Source organism: Paraburkholderia fungorum, from assembly GCF_046026025.1.
In the GTDB taxonomy this organism is placed as follows: domain Bacteria; phylum Pseudomonadota; class Gammaproteobacteria; order Burkholderiales; family Burkholderiaceae; genus Paraburkholderia; species Paraburkholderia fungorum_E.
On sequence record NZ_JAQQFL010000005.1, the window covers coordinates 100,213 to 119,084 of the forward strand.

19 protein-coding genes are annotated in these 18,872 nt (G+C 64.0%); 14 read left to right on the plus strand and 5 right to left on the minus strand.

Translation table 11 applies throughout. From position 1 onward, the window contains the following. Positions 1–36 precede the first annotated feature (36 nt). Positions 37–1,350: a DUF3108 domain-containing protein gene (locus PQR67_RS08020; RefSeq protein WP_408456764.1), complete on the minus strand. Its 1,314-nt coding sequence runs from the start codon at positions 1,348–1,350 to the stop codon at positions 37–39. 25 nt (positions 1,351–1,375) lie between these two features. Then, positions 1,376–2,272, minus strand: coding sequence for an IclR family transcriptional regulator (locus PQR67_RS08025; protein WP_408456767.1), 897 nt, complete (start codon positions 2,270–2,272; stop codon positions 1,376–1,378). Positions 2,273–2,443: 171 nt separating this feature from the next. Here PQR67_RS08025 and PQR67_RS08030 point away from each other — a divergent pair, with 171 nt between their 5' ends. The 6 genes from PQR67_RS08030 (at position 2,444) to rfaE2 (ending at position 9,123) form a co-directional block, all read left to right on the plus strand. Then, positions 2,444–3,427, plus strand: a complete 984-nt coding sequence (locus PQR67_RS08030) for a fumarylacetoacetate hydrolase family protein (RefSeq protein WP_408456770.1) — start codon at positions 2,444–2,446, stop codon at positions 3,425–3,427. Between the two features lie 281 nt (positions 3,428–3,708). Beyond that, the gene (locus tag PQR67_RS08035; RefSeq protein WP_408456773.1) at positions 3,709–4,929 is read left to right on the plus strand and encodes an ABC transporter substrate-binding protein; all 1,221 of its coding nucleotides are present in this window, start codon (positions 3,709–3,711) and stop codon (positions 4,927–4,929) included. A 115-nt stretch (positions 4,930–5,044) separates the two neighbouring features. Next, a complete protein-coding gene (locus PQR67_RS08040) occupies positions 5,045–5,941 on the plus strand; it encodes an enoyl-CoA hydratase/isomerase family protein (RefSeq protein WP_408456776.1) in 897 nt (298 codons plus the stop codon). Between the two features lie 297 nt (positions 5,942–6,238). After that, a complete protein-coding gene (locus PQR67_RS08045) occupies positions 6,239–7,057 on the plus strand; it encodes a PhaM family polyhydroxyalkanoate granule multifunctional regulatory protein (RefSeq protein WP_408456778.1) in 819 nt (272 codons plus the stop codon). A 584-nt stretch (positions 7,058–7,641) separates the two neighbouring features. After that, positions 7,642–8,514, plus strand: coding sequence for a ferritin family protein (locus PQR67_RS08050; protein ID WP_054035670.1), 873 nt, complete (start codon positions 7,642–7,644; stop codon positions 8,512–8,514). Between the two features lie 126 nt (positions 8,515–8,640). Continuing rightward, positions 8,641–9,123: a D-glycero-beta-D-manno-heptose 1-phosphate adenylyltransferase gene (gene rfaE2, locus PQR67_RS08055; protein WP_408456781.1), complete on the plus strand. Its 483-nt coding sequence runs from the start codon at positions 8,641–8,643 to the stop codon at positions 9,121–9,123. 87 nt (positions 9,124–9,210) lie between these two features. Here rfaE2 and PQR67_RS08060 read toward each other — a convergent pair whose 3' ends face one another. The 3 genes from PQR67_RS08060 to PQR67_RS08070 are packed head-to-tail and all read right to left on the minus strand — an operon-like array spanning position 9,211 to position 11,221. Then, positions 9,211–9,450 carry a hypothetical protein gene (locus PQR67_RS08060; protein ID WP_408456783.1) on the minus strand — a complete coding sequence of 80 codons (240 nt, stop codon included), beginning with the start codon at positions 9,448–9,450 and terminating at the stop codon, positions 9,211–9,213. Between the two features lie 53 nt (positions 9,451–9,503). After that, the gene (locus PQR67_RS08065) at positions 9,504–10,319 is read right to left on the minus strand and encodes a type III pantothenate kinase (protein ID WP_408456786.1); all 816 of its coding nucleotides are present in this window, start codon (positions 10,317–10,319) and stop codon (positions 9,504–9,506) included. After that, positions 10,316–11,221, minus strand: a complete 906-nt coding sequence (locus PQR67_RS08070) for a biotin--[acetyl-CoA-carboxylase] ligase (RefSeq protein ID WP_408456789.1) — start codon at positions 11,219–11,221, stop codon at positions 10,316–10,318. Before PQR67_RS08070 ends, PQR67_RS08065 begins: the two co-directional genes overlap by 4 nt. A 106-nt stretch (positions 11,222–11,327) precedes the next feature. Here PQR67_RS08070 and PQR67_RS08075 point away from each other — a divergent pair, with 106 nt between their 5' ends. The 8 genes from PQR67_RS08075 (at position 11,328) to PQR67_RS08110 (ending at position 18,859) form a co-directional block, all read left to right on the plus strand. Further along, on the plus strand, positions 11,328–12,461 hold the full coding sequence (locus PQR67_RS08075; protein ID WP_408456792.1) for an MlaE family ABC transporter permease: 1,134 nt from the start codon (positions 11,328–11,330) through the stop codon (positions 12,459–12,461). After that, complete coding sequence (locus PQR67_RS08080) at positions 12,458–13,336, plus strand: ABC transporter ATP-binding protein (protein WP_408456795.1); 879 nt, start codon at positions 12,458–12,460, stop codon at positions 13,334–13,336. The genes PQR67_RS08075 and PQR67_RS08080 overlap by 4 nt, the downstream gene beginning before the upstream one ends. A gap of 16 nt (positions 13,337–13,352) precedes the next feature. Beyond that, positions 13,353–14,327, plus strand: coding sequence for an MlaD family protein (locus tag PQR67_RS08085; RefSeq protein ID WP_408456798.1), 975 nt, complete (start codon positions 13,353–13,355; stop codon positions 14,325–14,327). Between the two features lie 34 nt (positions 14,328–14,361). Further along, positions 14,362–14,988, plus strand: a complete 627-nt coding sequence (locus PQR67_RS08090; RefSeq protein ID WP_408456800.1) for an ABC-type transport auxiliary lipoprotein family protein — start codon at positions 14,362–14,364, stop codon at positions 14,986–14,988. Positions 14,989–15,019: 31 nt separating this feature from the next. Beyond that, positions 15,020–16,177, plus strand: a complete 1,158-nt coding sequence (locus tag PQR67_RS08095) for a VanZ family protein (RefSeq protein ID WP_408456803.1) — start codon at positions 15,020–15,022, stop codon at positions 16,175–16,177. A gap of 131 nt (positions 16,178–16,308) precedes the next feature. After that, positions 16,309–16,632, plus strand: coding sequence for a (2Fe-2S) ferredoxin domain-containing protein (locus PQR67_RS08100; RefSeq protein WP_408456806.1), 324 nt, complete (start codon positions 16,309–16,311; stop codon positions 16,630–16,632). 8 nt (positions 16,633–16,640) lie between these two features. Further along, positions 16,641–17,285, plus strand: a complete 645-nt coding sequence (locus tag PQR67_RS08105; protein WP_408456808.1) for an alpha/beta hydrolase — start codon at positions 16,641–16,643, stop codon at positions 17,283–17,285. A 344-nt stretch (positions 17,286–17,629) separates the two neighbouring features. After that, positions 17,630–18,859, plus strand: coding sequence for a D-alanyl-D-alanine carboxypeptidase family protein (locus PQR67_RS08110; protein ID WP_408456811.1), 1,230 nt, complete (start codon positions 17,630–17,632; stop codon positions 18,857–18,859). Positions 18,860–18,872: the final 13 nt, after the last annotated feature.

An 18,872-nucleotide genomic window follows, 5' to 3' on the forward strand; every position in this document is an offset into this window, starting at 1 on the left:
AAAGTTTCCGCGGCCTGTTCGAGACCTTGCTCGAACTCAGGGCTTTTCGGGCAGGTTGCCAGGAGCGGTCGAACCGGACGGTGACGCGGGTGAGGGTTCGGGTGTCATCGCGGGTGCGGTGGTGGCGGGCGACTGATTTGCCGGATTGCCGGGTGAACTGGTGCCGCCACTATCGGTGCCATTGGTTTCATTTGAGCCACTGGTGCTGTCGGCCGGGGCGCCGGTATCGTCTGCATTGAGCTTGCCGCGCCACACGAGTTCGAATTGCGTGCCGTTCGGTTCGGTCTGCATGATTCGCGCGGGCAGCCAGCCGAGCGACGGCGCGAGCCATACGTCGATGCGACGCAGATCGCCATCGTGGCGAGGCAATCGTTTGAAGTGGCGCGTTTCCAGATAGCCCTGCGCGGTACGGATCGTCTCGTCGCCGATCGTCTCGATTGGCCAGTTCTCGCCGCTGTCGTTATCGACAACGAAGAATTGCCGCGTCACACCCGGCTTGTAGGCAGCGGGGTCGCCGCGCACGAGGCTGGCAAGCTGCATCACCATGCTGAAACGGTCTTGTGCGCCGTCGGGCAGCGGCAGTGAGGCCGGGGTGCGCGTGAAGACGATCGTTTTGTCGGTGCGATTGAAGATCGCCACGTCTTCCGGGCGACGGCCGCGTTTTTCGATGTACTGATCCGGTGCGAGGCCGAATGCGTCGATGCGGCCGTGGCTCGAATACGTGAATGCGCCGACGAACGGCAGCGGCACGGAAACGACCATCTCGTAGCTTTGCGCGTTGCTGGTCCAATGGATTGTGCCAGGCTGGTTGCGCACGCCGTTGTAGAACGTGTCGTACTGCAGTTCCCCGGATGGCGGAACCGAGAATTTCACGCCCGCGGCAGCTTTAGGCGCGCTGGCGGCGGTGGGGGCACTGGCCTTGCCTGCGGCGGTTGCACTCGCATTGGCTGTGGCATTGGCGGGGTTCGTTGCGGCTGACTCGCTCGCCACTGCATCTGACGCGGCCGTGACCGCAGCCGCCTGCCGTGCCGGTTGCATTGCCGTCAGCACGTGTTCGCGCGGCTTGCTCGCAGCGGCCTTGTGCGCCGGCGCTGGCGTCGCAGTTTGGGGCGCATCGGCGGCGGGATTGCGCTCGATGCGCTCGGGTGTCAGCAGGGCGACCTGCACGGGGACATGCTCGTTGTCCGATGGATTCAGCGCCGCGCGATTGCGCTCGACCCATTGCGCCGCAATCCAGTGCAGGACGGCCACCACCAGCAGCACCGCGAGCCATCGCCACACCCGCAAACCGGCGCGCGGCCCGGCGGGCGGCGTGCGATCAGCGTGACGTGTGGCAGACGGTGAGGACATGGACGAATTCCTGAAGCCAACGCTATCAGCGCGGCGTCGCACTATACCCGAGCTCGTACGAGAGCTTTTGCGCACATTCGCGCAGCGCCGTATCGATTTCACCGCCCCAGCGGATATCGAATGCGCCTTCATGGCCGAGTGCGACGAGGCCCAGCGCGAGGTCGCCGGTCGAGTCGAACACCGGCATGCAGAACGCGTGGATGGTCGGCAGCAGCATGCCTTCGACACGCGCTGCTTCGTGCTGCCGTACCTCCGCCAGCACGCGCTTGACCTCTTCCGGGGTGCGCGGGCCGCTCATATGCGACGAACGGCGCGAATCGGCCAGTTCGCGCTCCAGCATCAAGGCGGTTTTGCTTGACGGCAGATAGGCGGCAAACAGCAGGCCGGTGGCGGAACTGAGCAGCGGCATTACGTCGCCGAGCTTGAGCGACGCCTTGGCGGGATGACTCGATTCCATCCAATGGACCATGGTAGGGCCCTGATTGCCCCACACCGCGATGCCCACGGTCAGATCGAGCCGGTCGCGCAGTTCGGCAAGCGCGATGCGCGCGAGCTTCACGCCATCGACGCGTGCAAGCCGCGCAAGCCCTAACTGCAACGCGAAGCCGCCCAGTTCGTAGCGGCCCGACAGCGGATCCTGCGCGACCACGCCGAGGCGCAGGAAACTCACCAGATAGCGGTGCGCTTTCGCCGGACTCATGCCCGCACGCTGGGCCAGATCGCGCAGCATCATCGCGCGCGGCTCGTGGGTCAGCACCTCGAGCAATCTGAATCCGACTTCGATCGACTGGATGCCGGAGCGCAGCTTTTCCTCACCGGTGTCGATGCTTTCGTCGTCGGATTCGGGCGCGCCGTGCGTTTCGAGCGGTTCAGCGGCGTCGGAGTCGGTACGGATCGCACCGGAGCGGGCAATTGGAGGCATAAGCGAAGCGCATGGAGCGCGTTTAAAAGACCTTGAGAAACGAATAGGGTTGGACCCGGGAGGCGCGCCGTGCACGTTGCGCAAACTGCCGCCGGGTGCCGGGACTTGGGCCACGCCGATTCACCATCGTAGAATAGATTCCTTCTATCGTCACTAACGGCTCACTCCCCTATGAAACTTGCCACGCTGAAGGACGGCACGCGCGACGGTCAGTTGATCGTCGTGTCCCGCGACCTGCACACCGCAGCCATCGCCGACGCGATCGCGCCCACCATGCAGCGCGTGCTCGACGACTGGGCCTTCTACGCGCCGCAACTGCAGGACCTGTACGACGCGCTCAACCAGGGCCGCGCGCGCAATAGCTTCCCGTTCGACGCGAAGGAATGCATGGCGCCACTGCCGCGCGCGTTCCAGTGGGCCGACGGTTCGTCGTATGTGAACCATGTCGAACTGGTGCGCCGCGCGCGTGGGGCCGAAATGCCGCCGGAATTCTGGACCGATCCTCTGATGTACCAGGGCGGCAGCGACGACTTCATCGGGGCGAAAGATGATGTGCTGTGCGCGTCCGAGGAATTCGGCATCGACTTCGAAGCGGAGGTTGCCGTGATCACCACCGACGTGGCGATGGGCGCCACCCCCGATCAGGCGCTTCGTAGCGTGCGGTTGGTGACGCTCGTCAACGACGTCTCGCTGCGCAATCTGATCCCCGCCGAGCTTGCGAAGGGCTTCGGCTTTTTCCAGAGCAAGCCGGCCACGTCGTTCGCGCCGGTCGCGGTGACGCCGGACGAACTCGGTGAGAGCTGGCGGGAAGGGCGTGTGCACCGCCCGATGATCGTTCACTGGAACAACAGGAAGGTGGGTCAGCCGGACGCCGGCACCGACATGGTGTTCCACTTCGGCCAACTGATTTCGCACGCGGCCAAAACGCGCAATCTGCGCGCCGGCGCGATTGTCGGCTCGGGCACGGTGTCGAACAAGGACGCGAAGCGCGGCTATTGCTGCATCGCTGAGAAGCGTTGCCTCGAGACCATCGAGCACGGCGCGCCGCAAACCGAGTTCATGAAGTTCGGCGATACCGTGAAGATCGAGATGTTCGACGAAGCGGGCAAGTCGATCTTCGGTTCGATCGATCAGGGCATCGCGCCGCTGGACTAAGGCGTGAGATTGATGCGCCGGTTCGGTGCGGTTCGCGGCATCGAGGCCGTGTCGGTATGTGCCTGGGCTTGGGCGTCGACGAAAGGGTTTCGCCCGATGCCGACGCCACAACGCGCCGCTACACTGACTGGCGCAGTGGCGGCCCCGGGGTAGCGGCAGGCCGCCGGCTTGCGAAGCCAACGCGAAGCAGCACGTGAGCGGGGCACAAGCCATACAGAAGCAAAGCACGAGCAGCACATCGGCAGTACATCAAAAACGAAAAACCGACGTGAGGAGACAGCATGCCGCGATTTGAATCCTTTGAACGAGGAACCCGGCGCGCTCGCGCATCGAGTGTGCGCGCAACACCATCGCCGCGCGGGCTTGCCCGCCTTGCCGCAGCGCTAATTGCCGCGCTACCCGCCATCGCTCTTGCGCAGGTGAAGATCGGCCTCGTGCTGTCGCTAACCGGGCCGGCCGCGTCGCTCGGTATTCCCGCGCGCGACACCGTCGCGCTGCTGCCCAAGCAGATCGGCGGGCAGAGCGTCGAATACATCGTGCTCGACGACGCGTCCGACACCACGCAGGCGGTGCAGGACACCAAGAAGCTGATCTCCGAGAATCACGTCGACGCGATCATTGGATCGTCGATCACGCCGAATTCGCTTTCCATGATCGATGTGGTTGCCGACGGTGAAACGCCGATGATCTCGCTGGCCTCGTCGGCGAAAATCATCGAACCCGTGGATGCAAAGCGCCGCTGGGTATTCAAGACCCCCCAGACCGACGCAATGATGGCCTCGGCGATTGCCGCGCACGCCAGCGCGCACGGCGTCAAAACCATGGCGTTCATCGGGCAGGCCGACGCGCTCGGCGAAACGTTCTATACCGAAGTCGCCAAATTCGCGCAGTTGCATCATATCGACATGGTGGCGAGCGAGCGCTTCAACCGCACCGATCCGAGCGTGACCGGTCAGGTCCTGAAAATTCTCGCGACCCACCCGGATGCGGTGGTGGTCGGCGCAGCCGGCACGCCCGCCGCGCTCCCGCCGAAGACGCTCAGGGAACGCGGCTACAAAGGTCTGATCTATCACAATCATGGGGTCGGCAATAACGATTTCCTGCGCGTGTGCGGCGCCGATTGCAACGGCACGTTCCTGCCCGCGAGCCCGGTACTTGTCGCCGCGCAATTGCCGGCGGATCATCCGGCCAAACGTCTCGCGCTCGACTACATCGCGCGCTTCGAGGCCGTGCGCGGACCGGGCAGCGTGTCGGCGTTCGGTTCGTACACGTGGGACGCCGGCATGCTGCTCGGCAATGCGATACCGATCGCGCTTAAGGCCGCCGCACCCGGCACACCGGAATTCCGCCGGGCGCTGCGCGACGCGCTGGAAGCGACGCGTAGTCTCGCGGACACCAACGGCGTGGTCAATATGAGCGCCACGGATCACCTCGGACTCGATCAACGGGCGCGAGTGATGGTCGAAATCAAGAATGCAAAGTGGGTTTATCAGCCGAATTGAGTTTGCCCGAGGTTCGCGCTGATACGGCGCGAACCAGGCTGAATGTGCCGAATGTGCCGAATGTGCCCTTAAGGCGACGGTTTCAACAGATACACCGATAGACGGATTGCTCACCATGTCTCAGGCACCACACAGTAACGACGCGTTTTACGCGCACTACCAGTCGCTGCAATTGCATCGTCATCCGCACGGTGTGCTCGAAGTCGTGATGAGCGGCGAGGGCGCGAACAAGAGCGGGCTTGCCACCGCGAACGCGCGGATGCACTTCGAGCTTGCCGAAATCTGGCGCGATATTGATCGGGACCCCGAAACGCGTGTCGCGATCATTCGCGGCGAGGGCAAGGGCTTTTCGGCCGGTGGCGACCTGCAACTGGTCGAAGACATGGCGACCGATTTCGACGTTCGCGCGCGGGTGTGGCGCGAGGCGCGCGATCTGGTCTACAACGTGATCAATTGCAGCAAGCCGATCGTTTCGGCGATGCACGGTCCGGCAGTCGGTGCGGGGCTCGTGGCAGGCCTGCTCGCCGATATCTCGATTGCGTCGAAGTCGGCGCGCATTATCGACGGGCATACGCGCCTGGGCGTTGCCGCCGGCGATCACGCGGCCATCGTCTGGCCGCTTCTGTGCGGCATGGCGAAGGCCAAGTACTACCTGCTGCTGTGCGAGCCGGTGAGCGGCGAGGAGGCCGAGCGGATCGGTCTCGTGTCGCTCGCCGTCGACGAAAACGATCTGCGGCCCAAAGCATTCGAAGTCGCGCAAAAACTGGCCAACGGCTCGCAAACGGCGATTCGATGGACCAAGTACGCGTTGAACAACTGGCTCCGCTCCGCCGGGCCGGCGTTCGATGCGTCGCTGGCGCTGGAATTCATGGGGTTCGCCGGGCCGGACGTGCGCGAAGGCGTGAGTTCGCTACGCGAGCGGCGCGCGCCGGATTTTGGCGGCGCGGACCCATGGAGCGGGCGGCCGCGACGGACGCCGGGCGGCGGCCCCTCGGGCGATGGGCACGCCTGAAACCGGTGGGCGGCGCGTATTGCGCAAGGCCTCATCGACCCGCATTTGAGGCGCGCGCGAGTGGGGCAACCAGCCGGCCAAACAGCAGCCCAAACAGCAGCCCAAACAGCAGCCCAAACAGCAGGCCAAACAGCAGCCCAAACAGCAGCCCAAACAGCAGCCCAAACAGCAGCCCAAACAGCAGCCCAAACAGCAGCCCAAACTCAGCGCGGTTCGCAGCGCCACGCGCGGTATGATCGAATCAGACGCGCCCGGGATGGCGCTATTTCCTTCCCTTTATGCAGCGAGGCGACAAGCATGACCGATACACCTGGCACCACGCCGCCGTTTCCCGGCTTCCCCGGTTTTCCGCCCGCTGAAATGCTTGAACGCATGTGGGGCATGATGCGTCTCTCGCCGTTCAGTTCGGCGTTCCCCGGCGCGCAGTCGGGTAGCAGCCTTGGGCCGTCGCTGTCGATGATGTCCGACATGATGGCGCCGCTGACCAACGTCGAGGAACTCGACAAGCGCATCACCGATATGCGTGCGGTCGAGCAGTGGCTGAAGCTCAATCTGAACATGCTGCAGTCCGCCATCCAGGCACTCGAGGTACAGCGCGCCACGCTCGCGACGCTGCGTGCGTTCGGCGCGTTCGCGCAGTCGTCGATGACGCAGCCGGCTTCGGCAAGTGCCGCGCCGAGCCCCGCGCCGGCCGGCTGGCCGCATCCGGAGACGGCTTCGGCTTCGAATTCGGCTTCGAACAATGCGAACTCATCGGCCGCCGCCGAGTCGGCCACTGACGAGGGTGAGGCCGCCACCACGCCGCTGTTCGACGCCTCCGCCTGGTGGAATCTGCTGCAATCGCAGTTCAACCAGATCGCCCAGTTTGCGATGACGCAGCCCACTGCGGCAGCCTCCGCATCGGGCGATTCTCCGACGGACTCGCCGGGCGAGGCGAGCGCCGCCGCGTCGGCAAGAGATGCGGCCGAAGCACCGGATGCGGAGGCCGCGGACGCAGGGCACACCACCAGGCGGCCGGCGGCGAAGCGGGCCGCTTCGTCAACCTCAACTTCGACGGCGGCGAAGCCCGCGGGCAGTGCGGGCACCGCTCCGCGCGCGCGGAAGAAACCCGTTTGACGGCAGGCATGAAACCGGGCGGTGCGATCCATGCGACAGCAGTGCAAAGCCCGGTGGACGCTCGATGCAGTGAGGCAATTTCGCCACATGTCATGGTTTTGACCCCGATCGTCGGCCACACTCCGTGAATCGGGCTGTTTATTGAGAGAAGTCAATCGGGCACCAGAATTGCGTCTGCCAGTGCACGGGATCCGTAAAGTCAGCGTGCTATCATTGTGTAAGCTTCATTTGGCTTTTGGGCGTGCGCTGAAAACAACCAATCCAACCGCCCTTGCTTCATTCGCCGCCGGTATCCCCGGCGCAGGGCTGGACGGTGCGGATTCTTCGCAAACTGGCTCGACCTCAGGCATAGGGTATCCCTCACCCACGGTTGGCCGCGTAGCGCGTAACTTCTGGTTAGCGGCGCCGCGCAAACGGCTGGACTTCTTTGCTGCCCAATGCATCTAGGCGGCCGATTACCGCGTAAAATTGAATGCTTGGCCGATAAACGGCGCACAAAGCGGTGCGTTTCGTTCGTCGTCAGTAAAAGTGCTACATGTAGTAGTGACAGACACAGACAGTATGCGCAGAACAGGGGTGGGACTATGAACACCATGCTTTATCCGGAACTTTATAAATCGCTCGAATCCGTTCGATGGGACATGGAGAAAGACATTCCCTGGGACAAGTTCGATGCATCGCTATTGACCGACGAGCAGGCCGCGACGATCAAGATGAATGCGATCACCGAATGGTCGGCATTGCCCGCCACGGAAATGTTCCTCCGTGACAACCATCACGACAGCGATTTCTCCGCGTTCATGAGCGTGTGGTTCTTCGAAGAACAGAAGCATTCGCTGGTGCTGATGGAATATCTGCGCCGCTTCAAGCCGGAAATGTGCCCGACGGAAGAAGAACTGCACGCCGTGCGCTTCGAATTCGACCCGGCACCGCCGCTTGAAACGCTGATGCTGCACTTCTGCGGCGAAATTCGCCTCAATCACTGGTATCGCCGTGCAGCCGAATGGCACACCGAACCGGTCATCAAGGCCATTTACGAAACCATTTCGCGCGACGAAGCGCGTCACGGCGGCGCTTATCTGCGCTACATGAAGAAAGCGATGGTGCAAACCGGCGACATCGCGCGTGCTGCGTTCGCCAAGATCGGCGTGCTGATGGCATCGGCGCGCCGCACGGAAAAGCCGCTGCACCCAACCAACCTGCACGTGAATCAGGCGCTGTTCCCGCGCGACACGATTCAATCGCGTCTGCCGGATCCGGAATGGCTCGAGCGCTGGCTCGACGAACAGATCCGTTTCGACGACGGCTGGGAAAAGAAGGTGGTGGAGCGGATTCTGCACAACCTGTCGATTCTGTTCGAGCGCACGTTCAACACGGCGCAAGAATTGAACCGCTATCGCAAAGAAGTTGTCCTGCGCCTGCAGGCCGATCAGAAATCGGCTGAACAGCCGGCTTGATGGCTTAGACGTAGACGGTTTAAGGTTTCAGGAATGGCCCGGCAGGCGTGAGCTTGCCGGGCCGTTTTGCTTCATGCCGTTCGACGTGTATCGTGGCGGCACTTCTTTTTTCTTCGCGACTCCATCATGGCCGCCACTTTTGAACGCAAGATTTTTACGCTCGACGCGCTGGTGAAGCTTCGCGCTTCGATGCCCGCGCCGGTTGTATTTACCAACGGGGTATTCGACATCCTGCATCGCGGGCATGTGACTTATCTTGCCGACGCCAAAGCGCTCGGTGCTTGTCTGATTGTCGGCGTCAATAGCGACGCGTCCGTGCGCATGCTAGGCAAAGGGGACGACCGGCCGATCAACAGCGAGGCCGATCGGATGGCTTTGCTCGCGGCGCTGGAGAGTGTCGATTACGTGGTTTGCTTTGGCGAGAAGACGCCCGTGGAGCTGATTTCGGCGCTGCGACCGGACGTGCTCGTCAAAGGCGGCGACTACGACATGGACGTTCTGCCCGAATCGGCCATTGTGCGGGGATGGGGCGGCAAGGCTTTGGCGATTCCATTCGCGCATGAGCGCTCGACCACCGCGTTATTGAAGAAGGTTCGCGCGCAAGGGTGACGTGTTTGCCCGAATCCAGGCGTTGCTTTCTTCTTTTCTTCGCCGCCGTTAAGCGCGGCGCCCCTCCGGGCACCCGCCGCCGCTTCTTTACTGCGGCAGTGCCGATGCCGCGACCGGCGCCGCCGGCACCGGGCCGCCCACGACCGCCTGGTCAGCGGCTTCGGCTGCCGTTAAGGGTTGCACCTTCAACCACTCCGCATGGAGCTGACGATTCAGGTGGTTCGGCTCGCGGTTGCCGGCTGTGGGCGTCGGGCCGAATACGCCGCGCATCGCGACGAATGCCAGCATGTTGGCAAGAAACAAGATGGCGATCAGCCAGCGCAGCATTGTTAGTATTCCCGGTCGATAAGTTCAGCCGCCGTTATCCGTATGGCCGCGACTCAGGCGTCGCCTGCCAATGTGCGTTCGGCGGCAATGAGCGCAAGCCCCGACAGCACCAGCGAATCGTGGCGAGTATGCGGCACTTTTAGCGCACTTGTCACTTCGTCCACGGCGCCGCCGCTTACTACCAGGCGCACCGGCACCTGCCATTCGTCCTGCAAATCGCGCCACATGCGTTCGATCAGACCGGCTTGCGCCAACGTGCACCCGGCCGATAGCGAGCGTGGCGTATCGGTCGCAAAGAACGGGCCCTGGCGTTCCCGGCGGGACGTGGCGTCCGCGTCGAGCAAGCCGCGTGCCGCGTTGGCGTCGAGCGTCGGCAGTTGCGCCGTGTGCTCGCCGAGCGAGCGCATCATCAAGGTCCATCCCGGCGCGATCAGGCCGCCGACAAAGCAGCCGTCCGCACGCAACGCTTCGAGCGTGGTCGCCGTGCCGAACGTTGCAATCAGCAGATTCTCGCCGGGAAACGCTGCATGCGCGCCGATCAGGCCGGCCCAGCGATCGCTGCCGAGCGCATGCGGCGTGGTGTAGCTGTTGGTCACGCCGCATTGGTGCGGGCAGGCGCGGATCGTCGTGCGCGGCAGTTGCGGCCAGTGAGCGTCGAGCCGTGCCGCAATCCACGCCGCGACACTTTCGCCCGCCACGTTCGATAACCATGCCCCGCCCGGCGTCGGCAAACCCTGCCATTCAGGTTGTTCAGCACCGCCGTGCGCGAGCGCGCCGGCCGCGATTTGTGTGCCGTCCGGCTGTACCAGCGCCCACTTGATGCGGCTATTGCCTGCGTCGATCAACAGATAAGGCGCGCCGCTCGTCATGCAGCACCGTCGGCCAGACGCAACGAGACGTCACCGGTTGCTACCGTCAGACGGCCCGCCGCCGTGTTGAGCAACAGTTGCCCGCGTTCGTCGACCCCTGCCGCCACGCCGCGGGCCAGTTCCTGACCTTGCTCCAGTAGCACGACTTCGCGGCCTGCGTAGGCGTGCACGGCGTTCCAGCGTGCCTGGAACGGTGCGAAACCTTCAGCGCCGAAGCGCTGCAACGCGGGTTCGAGCGCATTCAGTTCTGCCGCCAGCGTATCGGTGAGGTTCGCGTTCGGCAGCGCGCGTTGCAGCGCGGTCGGCACGGTGCCGCGCGCTTGCGCCGGTACGTCGGCGTTCAGCGCGCCGACCTTGGCGGCGAGTTCGTCCGCGCCCTTCACATTGGTGCCAATGCCGATCACCACGGCGCTTGCGTCATCCGTGCTCCACGCGGTTTCGATCAGGATGCCGGCTAGCTTGTCGCCTTCGAGCAGGACGTCGTTGGGCCACTTCAGCGCGATTTGCCCGGGGCCCGCGACCGGCAACGAGCGCAACCCGTCGACCAGCGCCACGCCTACAGCGAGGCTCAAACCCGCCAGCCCTTCGAGCGGACGCGGCAACACGCAGGCCACCGAAAACAGCAGCGCATTGCCCGGTTCCGCATACCATGGACGGCCACGGCGGCCGCGGCCTGCGGTTTGCAGATACGCGACCCGCACGATCGGCCGCGGCAGCGCGCCGGCCTTACGTGGCAATGCCTTGACGCGCGTCATCAGGTCGGCATTGGTCGAACCGGTTTCCTCGACGATCTCGATTGGCCAGTCATGCGCATGCGGACCGAACAGCGCGACGGCGCGCTCGCGGTCGATGCGCCAGTCTGGAGCCGAAGCAGCTTGGGGTGGGGTCTTGGAGGCGTTCATGACTCGTATTGTAGCGACAGCAAACGCTGTGAGCCCACGAGCACCGTTCATCCGCCGCGCCTTCGTTACAATGACCCCTAATCCGATAACCAGATTGCAGCGATCCTTGAACTACGACACTCCGCCCGGCCTTGAAGTCGCGGCAGGCAGCCAAGGCAAGATCGTCCGGCTTTCGGGCCAGTGGACGGCGCTCGCGCTCGCGCGCGACAAGGCCACCGGCCACGTGATTCCCCTGTTGCGCTCGTTGATCGGCGCTGAGGGTATCGGCCAGTGGGACCTGTCGCGTATCGACCGGATGGACCACGTCGGCGGTCAGGCATTGTGGCGCGTGTGGGGCCACAAGATGCCCCCGGACACCACGCTCACCGATACGCAACGCGACATTTTCGAGCGCATCGCGCTGCTCGACACGGTGCGCGAAAAGGTAGAGCCGGTGATCAAGGTCGACCCGTTCACCCGGCTGGGCCTCGCGATCTTCTCGTTTTTCGAGCACCTGTACGGCGGATTCGGCATGCTCGGGCAGGTCGTGCTCGATCTCCTGGCTATCCTGCGCAAGCCGAAAATCACGCCATGGACCGAAATCTCCGCGAACATCTATAACGCCGGCACCAAGGCCTTGCCGATCACCGCGCTGGTCGCGTTCCTGATCGGCATCGTGCTGAGCTATCTGTCGGCGCAGCAACTGCGGCTTTTTGGTGCGAATCAGTACATCGTCAATATTCTTGGGCTGTCGGTGATTCGCGAACTGGGGCCGGTGCTGTCGGCGATTCTGGTGGCGGGGCGCTCGGGCTCGGCGATTACCGCGCAGATCGGCGTGATGCGCGTCACGGAAGAACTCGACGCCATGCGCGTGATGGGCATCCCTCACGGCCTGCGGCTGATTCTGCCGCGGGTGGTCGCACTCGGCGTGGCGATGCCGCTGCTCGTGATGTGGACCAACATCATCGCGTTGACGGGCGGCGCGCTCGCCGCGAAGATCGTGCTCGGCATCGACATGAGCTATTTCGCGCGCGCATTGCCCGGCGTCGTACCCGTGGCGAATCTATGGATCGGCCTCGGCAAGGGCGTTGCCTTCGGCATGCTGATCGCGATCGTCGGCTGTCACTTCGGTTTCCGTATCAAGGCCAATTCGCAAAGTCTGGGCGAAGGCACGACGACCTCGGTGGTGACCTCGATCACCATCGTGATTCTCGCGGACGCGGTGTTCGCGATCCTCTTCCAGAACGTGGGGCTAGGATGATCGCGCCACTCACCCAGACCGTACGCGGCCAACCGATGCCCGAGATTGCGGAGCCGGTGATCGAGGTGATCGACATCACCAAGCGCTACGGCCGCAACATCGTGCATCAGCATCTGAATTTCGACGTGCGGCGCGGCGAGATCGTCTCGATCGTCGGCGGGTCGGGCTCGGGCAAGACCACGCTGGTGCGGCAGATTCTCGGGCTCGAAAGACCGTCTTCCGGCACGATCAAACTATTCGGCGAGGACCTGGCGACCATTTCGCCTGAAACCGCGCTGCTCATGCGCAGCCGCTCCGGGATGCTGTTTCAGCGCGGTGCGCTGTTCTCGTCGCTCTCGGTGTTCGACAATATCGCGCAACCGTTGCGCGAACTCGGCAAGGTGCCCGACGACCTGCTGCGCGATATCGTGATGCTCAAGCTCGAGATGGTCGGCCTGCCATGCAAGCACGCGTCGAAGATGCCGTCGGCGCTCTCGGGCGGGATGATCAAACGCGTGGGTATCGCGCGTGCCATCGCGCTCGAACCGGAGTTGCTATTTCTCGACGAACCGACCGCCGGCCTCGATCCGCAGGCGTCCGACGAATTTGTCGAACTGATCTCCGCGCTGCATCGCGCGCTCGGTCTGACGGTGGTGATGGTCACGCACGATCTGGACACGATGATCGCGCTGTCCACCCGCGTCGCCGTGCTGGCGGATCGCAAGGTGCTGGTCGCCGCGCCGGTTGAAGAGGCGGCAGGCGTCGACCATCCTTTTATCCGCGAATATTTCCTCGGCCTGCGCGGGCGTCGCGCGCTGCAGGCGCTGCCGCCGGAACGCCGCGCGAAATTGCCGCGCGCCGCGCTCGAATCGGCATCGTCCGAATTGCCGCTGTGAACCAGGGAACCTGACAATGGAAAACAAATCACATGCCTTCTGGGCGGGGCTCTTCACGGTGGTCCTGCTGGCTACGATCGCGGTGGCGGCTTTCTTGTTCAACGTCGACCGTTCCGTGCGGGTGCCGTACGACCTGATCGCGCGCACCAACGTCACAGGGCTCTATACCGACGCGGCGGTGCGTTATCGCGGGCTCGATGTCGGCAAGGTGCAGTCGATCAAATTTGATCGGGATCATCCGGGACAGATTCTGATCCGCATCCTCGTGGACACGCACGCGCCGATTACGCACTCCACGTTCGGCAGCCTCGGGTTTCAGGGCGTGACGGGTATCGCCTTTATCCAGCTGGATGACAATGGGCGCGATCCGACGCCGCTCGCGTCGTCGGTGAAAGAGGTGGCGCAATTGCCGATGCGCCCGGGCTTGCTCGATCAGTTGCAGCAGCGCGGCGATGTCTTGCTGCGCAAACTCGAAAAAGTCACCGACGACGTCGACAATCTGTTGTCGCCGGAAATGGTCAGCCAGTTGCAGGGCACGGCTGCGAGCCTTCAGAAGGCCGCTGACGGCGTCGCCACGCTGACCCAGCAGATGGCGCCGGCGGCGGGCAAGCTGCCCGCCACGCTGAACACGCTGGATCGCACGCTGGCCTCGACCAATGAGCTGATCACCAGTCTGAATCGCCCGGACGGGCCGTTCGAGACCAACCTGAACAAGGTCGGAACGGCGGCGCAGCAAGCGGGGGACGCGCTGGTCTCGATGGACGGTTCGATTCAGGAGCTGTCGGCGCGTGTCGGTTACGACACCCTGCCGCGCGTCAATTCGCTCGCCGAAGATGTGCGCTCCGCGGCCCGTTCCGTGGACCGCGCCGCCGACACGTTCAGCGCCAATCCGCGCAGCGTGCTGTTCGGTGCGCCGAGGCCGGCGCCGGGCCCTGGCGAAGCCGGCTTCACGTGGCCCGCTGCCCGCGCCGCCGCGCACGCTGCCCAATGAAATGAATTGAAGGTTTTGAAGAAGGAATATGGTTATGTCACGCTCGATTCACCGATTGTTGTCCTCGAGCGCCGCGCTTGCGGTATTGCTCGCGTTCGGCGTGCTGGCTGCCGGCTGCGCCGGTACCCCCGCGGCGATTTCGGACATTCGCTACGACCTTGGGCCGCCGAATCCGGCGGCCTCGGCCGGTACGCTGCCGGCGGTCAAGGTGCTCGATGTCACCGCGTCCGAGAATCTCGAATCCGACAAGCTGATTTACCGGCTCAGCTACGCCGACGCGCAGCAGACGGCGTCGTACGCGAATAGCCACTGGACCATGGCGCCGTCACAACTGCTGACCCAGCGTCTGCGTGGCGCGCTCAGTTCGCGCGGCACCGTGCTGACGGGGGCTGACGGCGTGCATGCGCCGGTCCTGAAGGTCGATCTGAGCGAATTCGAACAGGTCTTCGACAGCCAGTCGGAAAGCCACGCGGCGGTTACCGCGCGCGCCACGTTGACGCAAAACGGCAAGGTGATCGGCCAGCGCACCTTCATTGCCCGCGCGCCGTCCAGTTCGGCGGACGCCGCCGGCGGCGCGCAGGCGCTCTCCGCGGCCAGCGACGATCTCGTCGCGCAGATTGGCGCATGGCTCGGCGTGCAGGCGCTGGTCGCCGCGCAATGACCGGCATGCAGCGCACGCAACGGAGCGCTGCATGAGCGTTAAACCCTGGCAGCGCCGCCCGTCGGCGCTTGCCCGGCAGGCGTTGGGGCTGTACGCGGCGCTGATCGTCTACGGTTCGTGGTATCCATTTTCCGGCTGGCGTTCGCTCGGCCTCGCGCCGTTTGCCTATCTGTTCGATCCCATGCCGCAGTACCTGACGGCATTCGACGTCGTCACGAATGTGCTCGGCTATATGCCGTTCGGCGCGCTGGTGGTGCTCGCGGTGTATCCGCGCTGGCGCGGTGCGGTGGCGGTGGCGTTGGCTTTCGTGCTTGGCGGATTGCTGTCGGGCGCGATGGAAGCGGTGCAGACCTATCTGCCGACGCGGGTTGCTTCCAACCTCGATCTGGCCGCCAACGCGCTCGGCGCGCTGCTCGGCGCGGCGATCGTGTCGCCGGCCACCGGTGCGTTGCTCGATCGCGGCTTGCTGCGGCGTTTGCGGCTTCTCTGGTTCGAGCGTGACTCGGCCGCACTCGCGTGTCTCGTCGCTTTGTGGCCGTTCGCGACGATGTATCCGGCGCCCCGCCTGTTCGGATTGGGTAACTGGCCGCGCGAGCTTTGGCTGCGGTTCGATTCGACGACGCAAGATGCGCTGCTCGCGTGGACGCCGCCGGTGTGGCACGTCGGCGCGTGGTCGGCGCTGGTTGCCGCCTGGCTGCCGGACGACGGCTGGGAAACCGTCATCACGACGCTCAATCTGTTCGCCGTCCTCGCGCTGGCTTCGCTGCCGGTGCGCCGCCATGCACCGCTCGTGCGGCTGTTGATCGTGTTGGTCGTCACGACCTTGTGTGTGAAGGCGGGCGCGACGTTTTTGCAATCGCAATCCGGCCTTGCATTCGACTGGGCGACGCCCGGTGCGATGGCTGGGCTCGTGTGCGGTATCGTCGCGGCGCTCCTCGCGCTGCGGCTGCGGCGCAGGTTGCGTGCGGCGCTCGCGGCTTGCGCGCTCACCGTGGCGCTGGTGTTGGTCAATCTGCTGCCGGTGAATCCGTATTTCGATGCCGTGCTGGCCGACTGGCGCCAGGGTCGCTATCTGCACTTCAATGGTCTCGCGCACTGGATTGCGTGGATCTGGCCGTATGCGGCGCTGGTGTGGCTCGCCTATCGCGTCGAAAAAGTGTGGCTCAAGCGGCGCGTGAAGCACGCATGAAGGGGGGCGTCGCGTGCGTGGGGCCGCCGCTCAGCGATCGCCAGCCCCGCTCGTTATAATCGTCCGCACAACAGGCGCGCCGCGGCGCTTCCAGCGCCATCCCCACTCTTACAGTCTCGCCCCCGGACATCATGGATTCCTTCTACAAGTACCACGTCTTCTTCTGTCTCAATCAACGCGATCCCGGCGCGGAGCGCCCGAGTTGCGCGAATTGCAACGCGCAGGCGATGCAGGAACACGCGAAAAAACGCGTAAAGCAACTCGGCCTTGCCGGCCCCGGCCAGGTGCGTATCAACAAGGCCGGCTGTCTCGAACGGTGCGAACTCGGCCCGGCGCTCGTCGTGTATCCGGAAGGCGTCTGGTACACGTACGTCGACGAAAGCGACATCGATGAAATCGTCGATTCGCACCTTGTGAGCGGCAAGATTGTCGAGCGTCTGAAAATCGATCAATAAGCCTCGCCATGAACGTACATACACAGAAATATCTGATCGACGGCCCGGTCGGCAAGATCGAGGTCGCGCTGGATCTGCCCGACGAGATGCGCGAGAACGGCGCCGCGCCGCGCGGCATCGCCCTGGTTGCACATCCCCATCCGCTCTTCGGCGGCACGATGGACAACAAGGTTGCGCAGACGCTCGCGCGCACGCTTGTGCAGTTGAACTACGTGACGTACCGCTCGAATTTCCGGGGTGTCGGTGAAACGCAAGGCGAGCATGACGCCGGCATCGGCGAGCGCGACGATCTGCGCGCCGTGCTCGATCACATGCGCGCGCAAGCCGGGCAGGGCGATCTGCCCCTCGTCCTGGCGGGCTTTTCGTTTGGCACCTTTGTGCTGTCGCACGTGGCGGCAAAGCTGCGTGAAGAGGGGCAGGGGATCGAGCGGATCGTGTTCGTCGGCACGGCGGCGAGCCGTTGGGAAGTCGCACCCGTGCCGGAAAACACCCTCGTGATTCACGGCGAAACCGATGATACGGTTCCCATTCAGTCGGTTTACGACTGGGCCCGGCCGCAGGAATTGCCGGTCGTCGTGATTCCGGGGGCAGAACATTTTCTGCATCGCAAGCTGCATATCCTGAAGCGGATCATCGTCGACGCGTGGCGTTAATGAAGTGCACGGGAGGTACGGGGGGAGGTGCGGCGCGCGTTTTCCGGGGTACAGGTACGTGCAAACGCAAATTAATCGCCTCCCTTTGCTCAGGGATATCAGGATAGCGCGCGTATAATGAGCGCTCTTTTTTGGGCGCAGCATCGCCCACCCGGCAGTTCGCGCGACGCGTAGCGTGTTTCTCGCGCGCAGCGGTGCCGGATGCGATGCGTGCTGCGCGAACCGATCGCGTGGCCGGAAGTCCAACGGGCGCCGCGCCGTTTTTTACGGCCTGACGCTCGCCGACCGGCTCCTCCAAACTATGCGCCCTGCGCGCGATGTATTTTTCCGCACGAATCGACCCTATGCGTTTCTCCCTCTCCGGCCGCACGTCATTCCCGTCAGTGTCCTCTTTCGTTCCCCATACGCTTAGCCGTGCCGTGACCCTCGGCATCGTGCTGCCGGCAACGCTCGTTGCCAGCACGGCGTTCGCGCAAGTGCCGCCGCCGGCGGTCAACGCGCGCTCGTGGGTGCTCGTCGACGCAACCAGCAATCAGGTGCTCGCATCGGGCAATGCCGACGAACGTGCTGAGCCCGCCTCGCTGACCAAGCTGATGACCGCGTACCTCGTCTTCGAAGCACTGCAGACGAAGAAGATCACGATGGACCAGACGATTGAGCCGAGCGAAGCGGTGCGCCGCGTGAAAACCGACGAATCGCGCATGTTCATCGAAGCGAACAAGCCGGTGACCGTGCACGATCTGGTGTACGGCATGATCATCCAGTCCGGTAACGACGCGGCGATCGCGCTGGCCGAACTGGTGGGCGGCAGCGAAGCGCAATTCGTCAACATGATGAACGCCGAAGCGCAGAAACTCGGCATGACGCACACGCATTTTGCTGACGTGAACGGCATGCCCGACCCGCAGCACTACACCACGGCGGGCGACCTCGCGGTGCTGTCGGCGCGTCTGATTCGTGACTTCCCTGACTACTACAACATCTTCTCGGTCAAGGAATTCACGTACAACAAGATCAAGCAGCCGAACCGCAACCGTCTGCTGTGGATCGATCCGACGGTCGACGGCCTGAAAACCGGTCACACGCAAGCCGCCGGCTACTGCCTGATCGCCAGCGCGAAGCGTTCGCTGCCGGGCACGACCGATGGCTCGCGCCGTCTCGTTGCGGTGATGATGGGCGAGACCAAGGAACACGACCGCGTGCAGGACGCCCTGAAGATGCTGAACTATGGTTACACCGCGTATGACACGGTGCGGCTGTACAAGGCGAACCAGGTGGTCGGCACGCCGCGCGTCTACAAGGGTGCGCAGGACACCGTGCAGATCGGCGTGAAGGGCGATCAGTACATCACCTTGCCGAAGGGTATGGGCGACAAGGCGAAGCCGCAGATCGAGCAGATCGATCCGCTGATCGCACCGATCGCGAACGGTCAGCAGGTTGGCACGGCGAAGCTCGTGGCCGACGGCAAGGTGCTGGCGCAATTCCCGATCGTCGCGTTGCAGGCTGTGCCGCAAGCCGGTGTGGTCGGCCGCGTGTGGGATTCGTTGATGCTGATGTTCAACAAGAAGAAATAAGAGCCTGATTGCG

Bases quoted from the DNA above. Each gene is read 5' to 3' on its own strand.
- PQR67_RS08020 (WP_408456764.1), bottom strand. From the start codon at position 1,350: ATGTCCTCACCGTCTGCCACACGTCACGCTGATCGCACGCCGCCCGCC.
- PQR67_RS08025 (WP_408456767.1), bottom strand. From the start codon at position 2,272: ATGCCTCCAATTGCCCGCTCCGGTGCGATCCGTACCGACTCCGACGCC.
- PQR67_RS08030 (WP_408456770.1), top strand. From the start codon at position 2,444: ATGAAACTTGCCACGCTGAAGGACGGCACGCGCGACGGTCAGTTGATC.
- PQR67_RS08035 (WP_408456773.1), top strand. From the start codon at position 3,709: ATGCCGCGATTTGAATCCTTTGAACGAGGAACCCGGCGCGCTCGCGCA.
- PQR67_RS08040 (WP_408456776.1), top strand. From the start codon at position 5,045: ATGTCTCAGGCACCACACAGTAACGACGCGTTTTACGCGCACTACCAG.
- PQR67_RS08045 (WP_408456778.1), top strand. From the start codon at position 6,239: ATGACCGATACACCTGGCACCACGCCGCCGTTTCCCGGCTTCCCCGGT.
- PQR67_RS08050 (WP_054035670.1), top strand. From the start codon at position 7,642: ATGAACACCATGCTTTATCCGGAACTTTATAAATCGCTCGAATCCGTT.
- rfaE2 (WP_408456781.1), top strand. From the start codon at position 8,641: ATGGCCGCCACTTTTGAACGCAAGATTTTTACGCTCGACGCGCTGGTG.
- PQR67_RS08060 (WP_408456783.1), bottom strand. From the start codon at position 9,450: ATGCTGCGCTGGCTGATCGCCATCTTGTTTCTTGCCAACATGCTGGCA.
- PQR67_RS08065 (WP_408456786.1), bottom strand. From the start codon at position 10,319: ATGACGAGCGGCGCGCCTTATCTGTTGATCGACGCAGGCAATAGCCGC.
- PQR67_RS08070 (WP_408456789.1), bottom strand. From the start codon at position 11,221: ATGAACGCCTCCAAGACCCCACCCCAAGCTGCTTCGGCTCCAGACTGG.
- PQR67_RS08080 (WP_408456795.1), top strand. From the start codon at position 12,458: ATGATCGCGCCACTCACCCAGACCGTACGCGGCCAACCGATGCCCGAG.
- PQR67_RS08085 (WP_408456798.1), top strand. From the start codon at position 13,353: ATGGAAAACAAATCACATGCCTTCTGGGCGGGGCTCTTCACGGTGGTC.
- PQR67_RS08090 (WP_408456800.1), top strand. From the start codon at position 14,362: ATGTCACGCTCGATTCACCGATTGTTGTCCTCGAGCGCCGCGCTTGCG.
- PQR67_RS08095 (WP_408456803.1), top strand. From the start codon at position 15,020: ATGAGCGTTAAACCCTGGCAGCGCCGCCCGTCGGCGCTTGCCCGGCAG.
- PQR67_RS08100 (WP_408456806.1), top strand. From the start codon at position 16,309: ATGGATTCCTTCTACAAGTACCACGTCTTCTTCTGTCTCAATCAACGC.
- PQR67_RS08105 (WP_408456808.1), top strand. From the start codon at position 16,641: ATGAACGTACATACACAGAAATATCTGATCGACGGCCCGGTCGGCAAG.
- PQR67_RS08110 (WP_408456811.1), top strand. From the start codon at position 17,630: ATGCGTTTCTCCCTCTCCGGCCGCACGTCATTCCCGTCAGTGTCCTCT.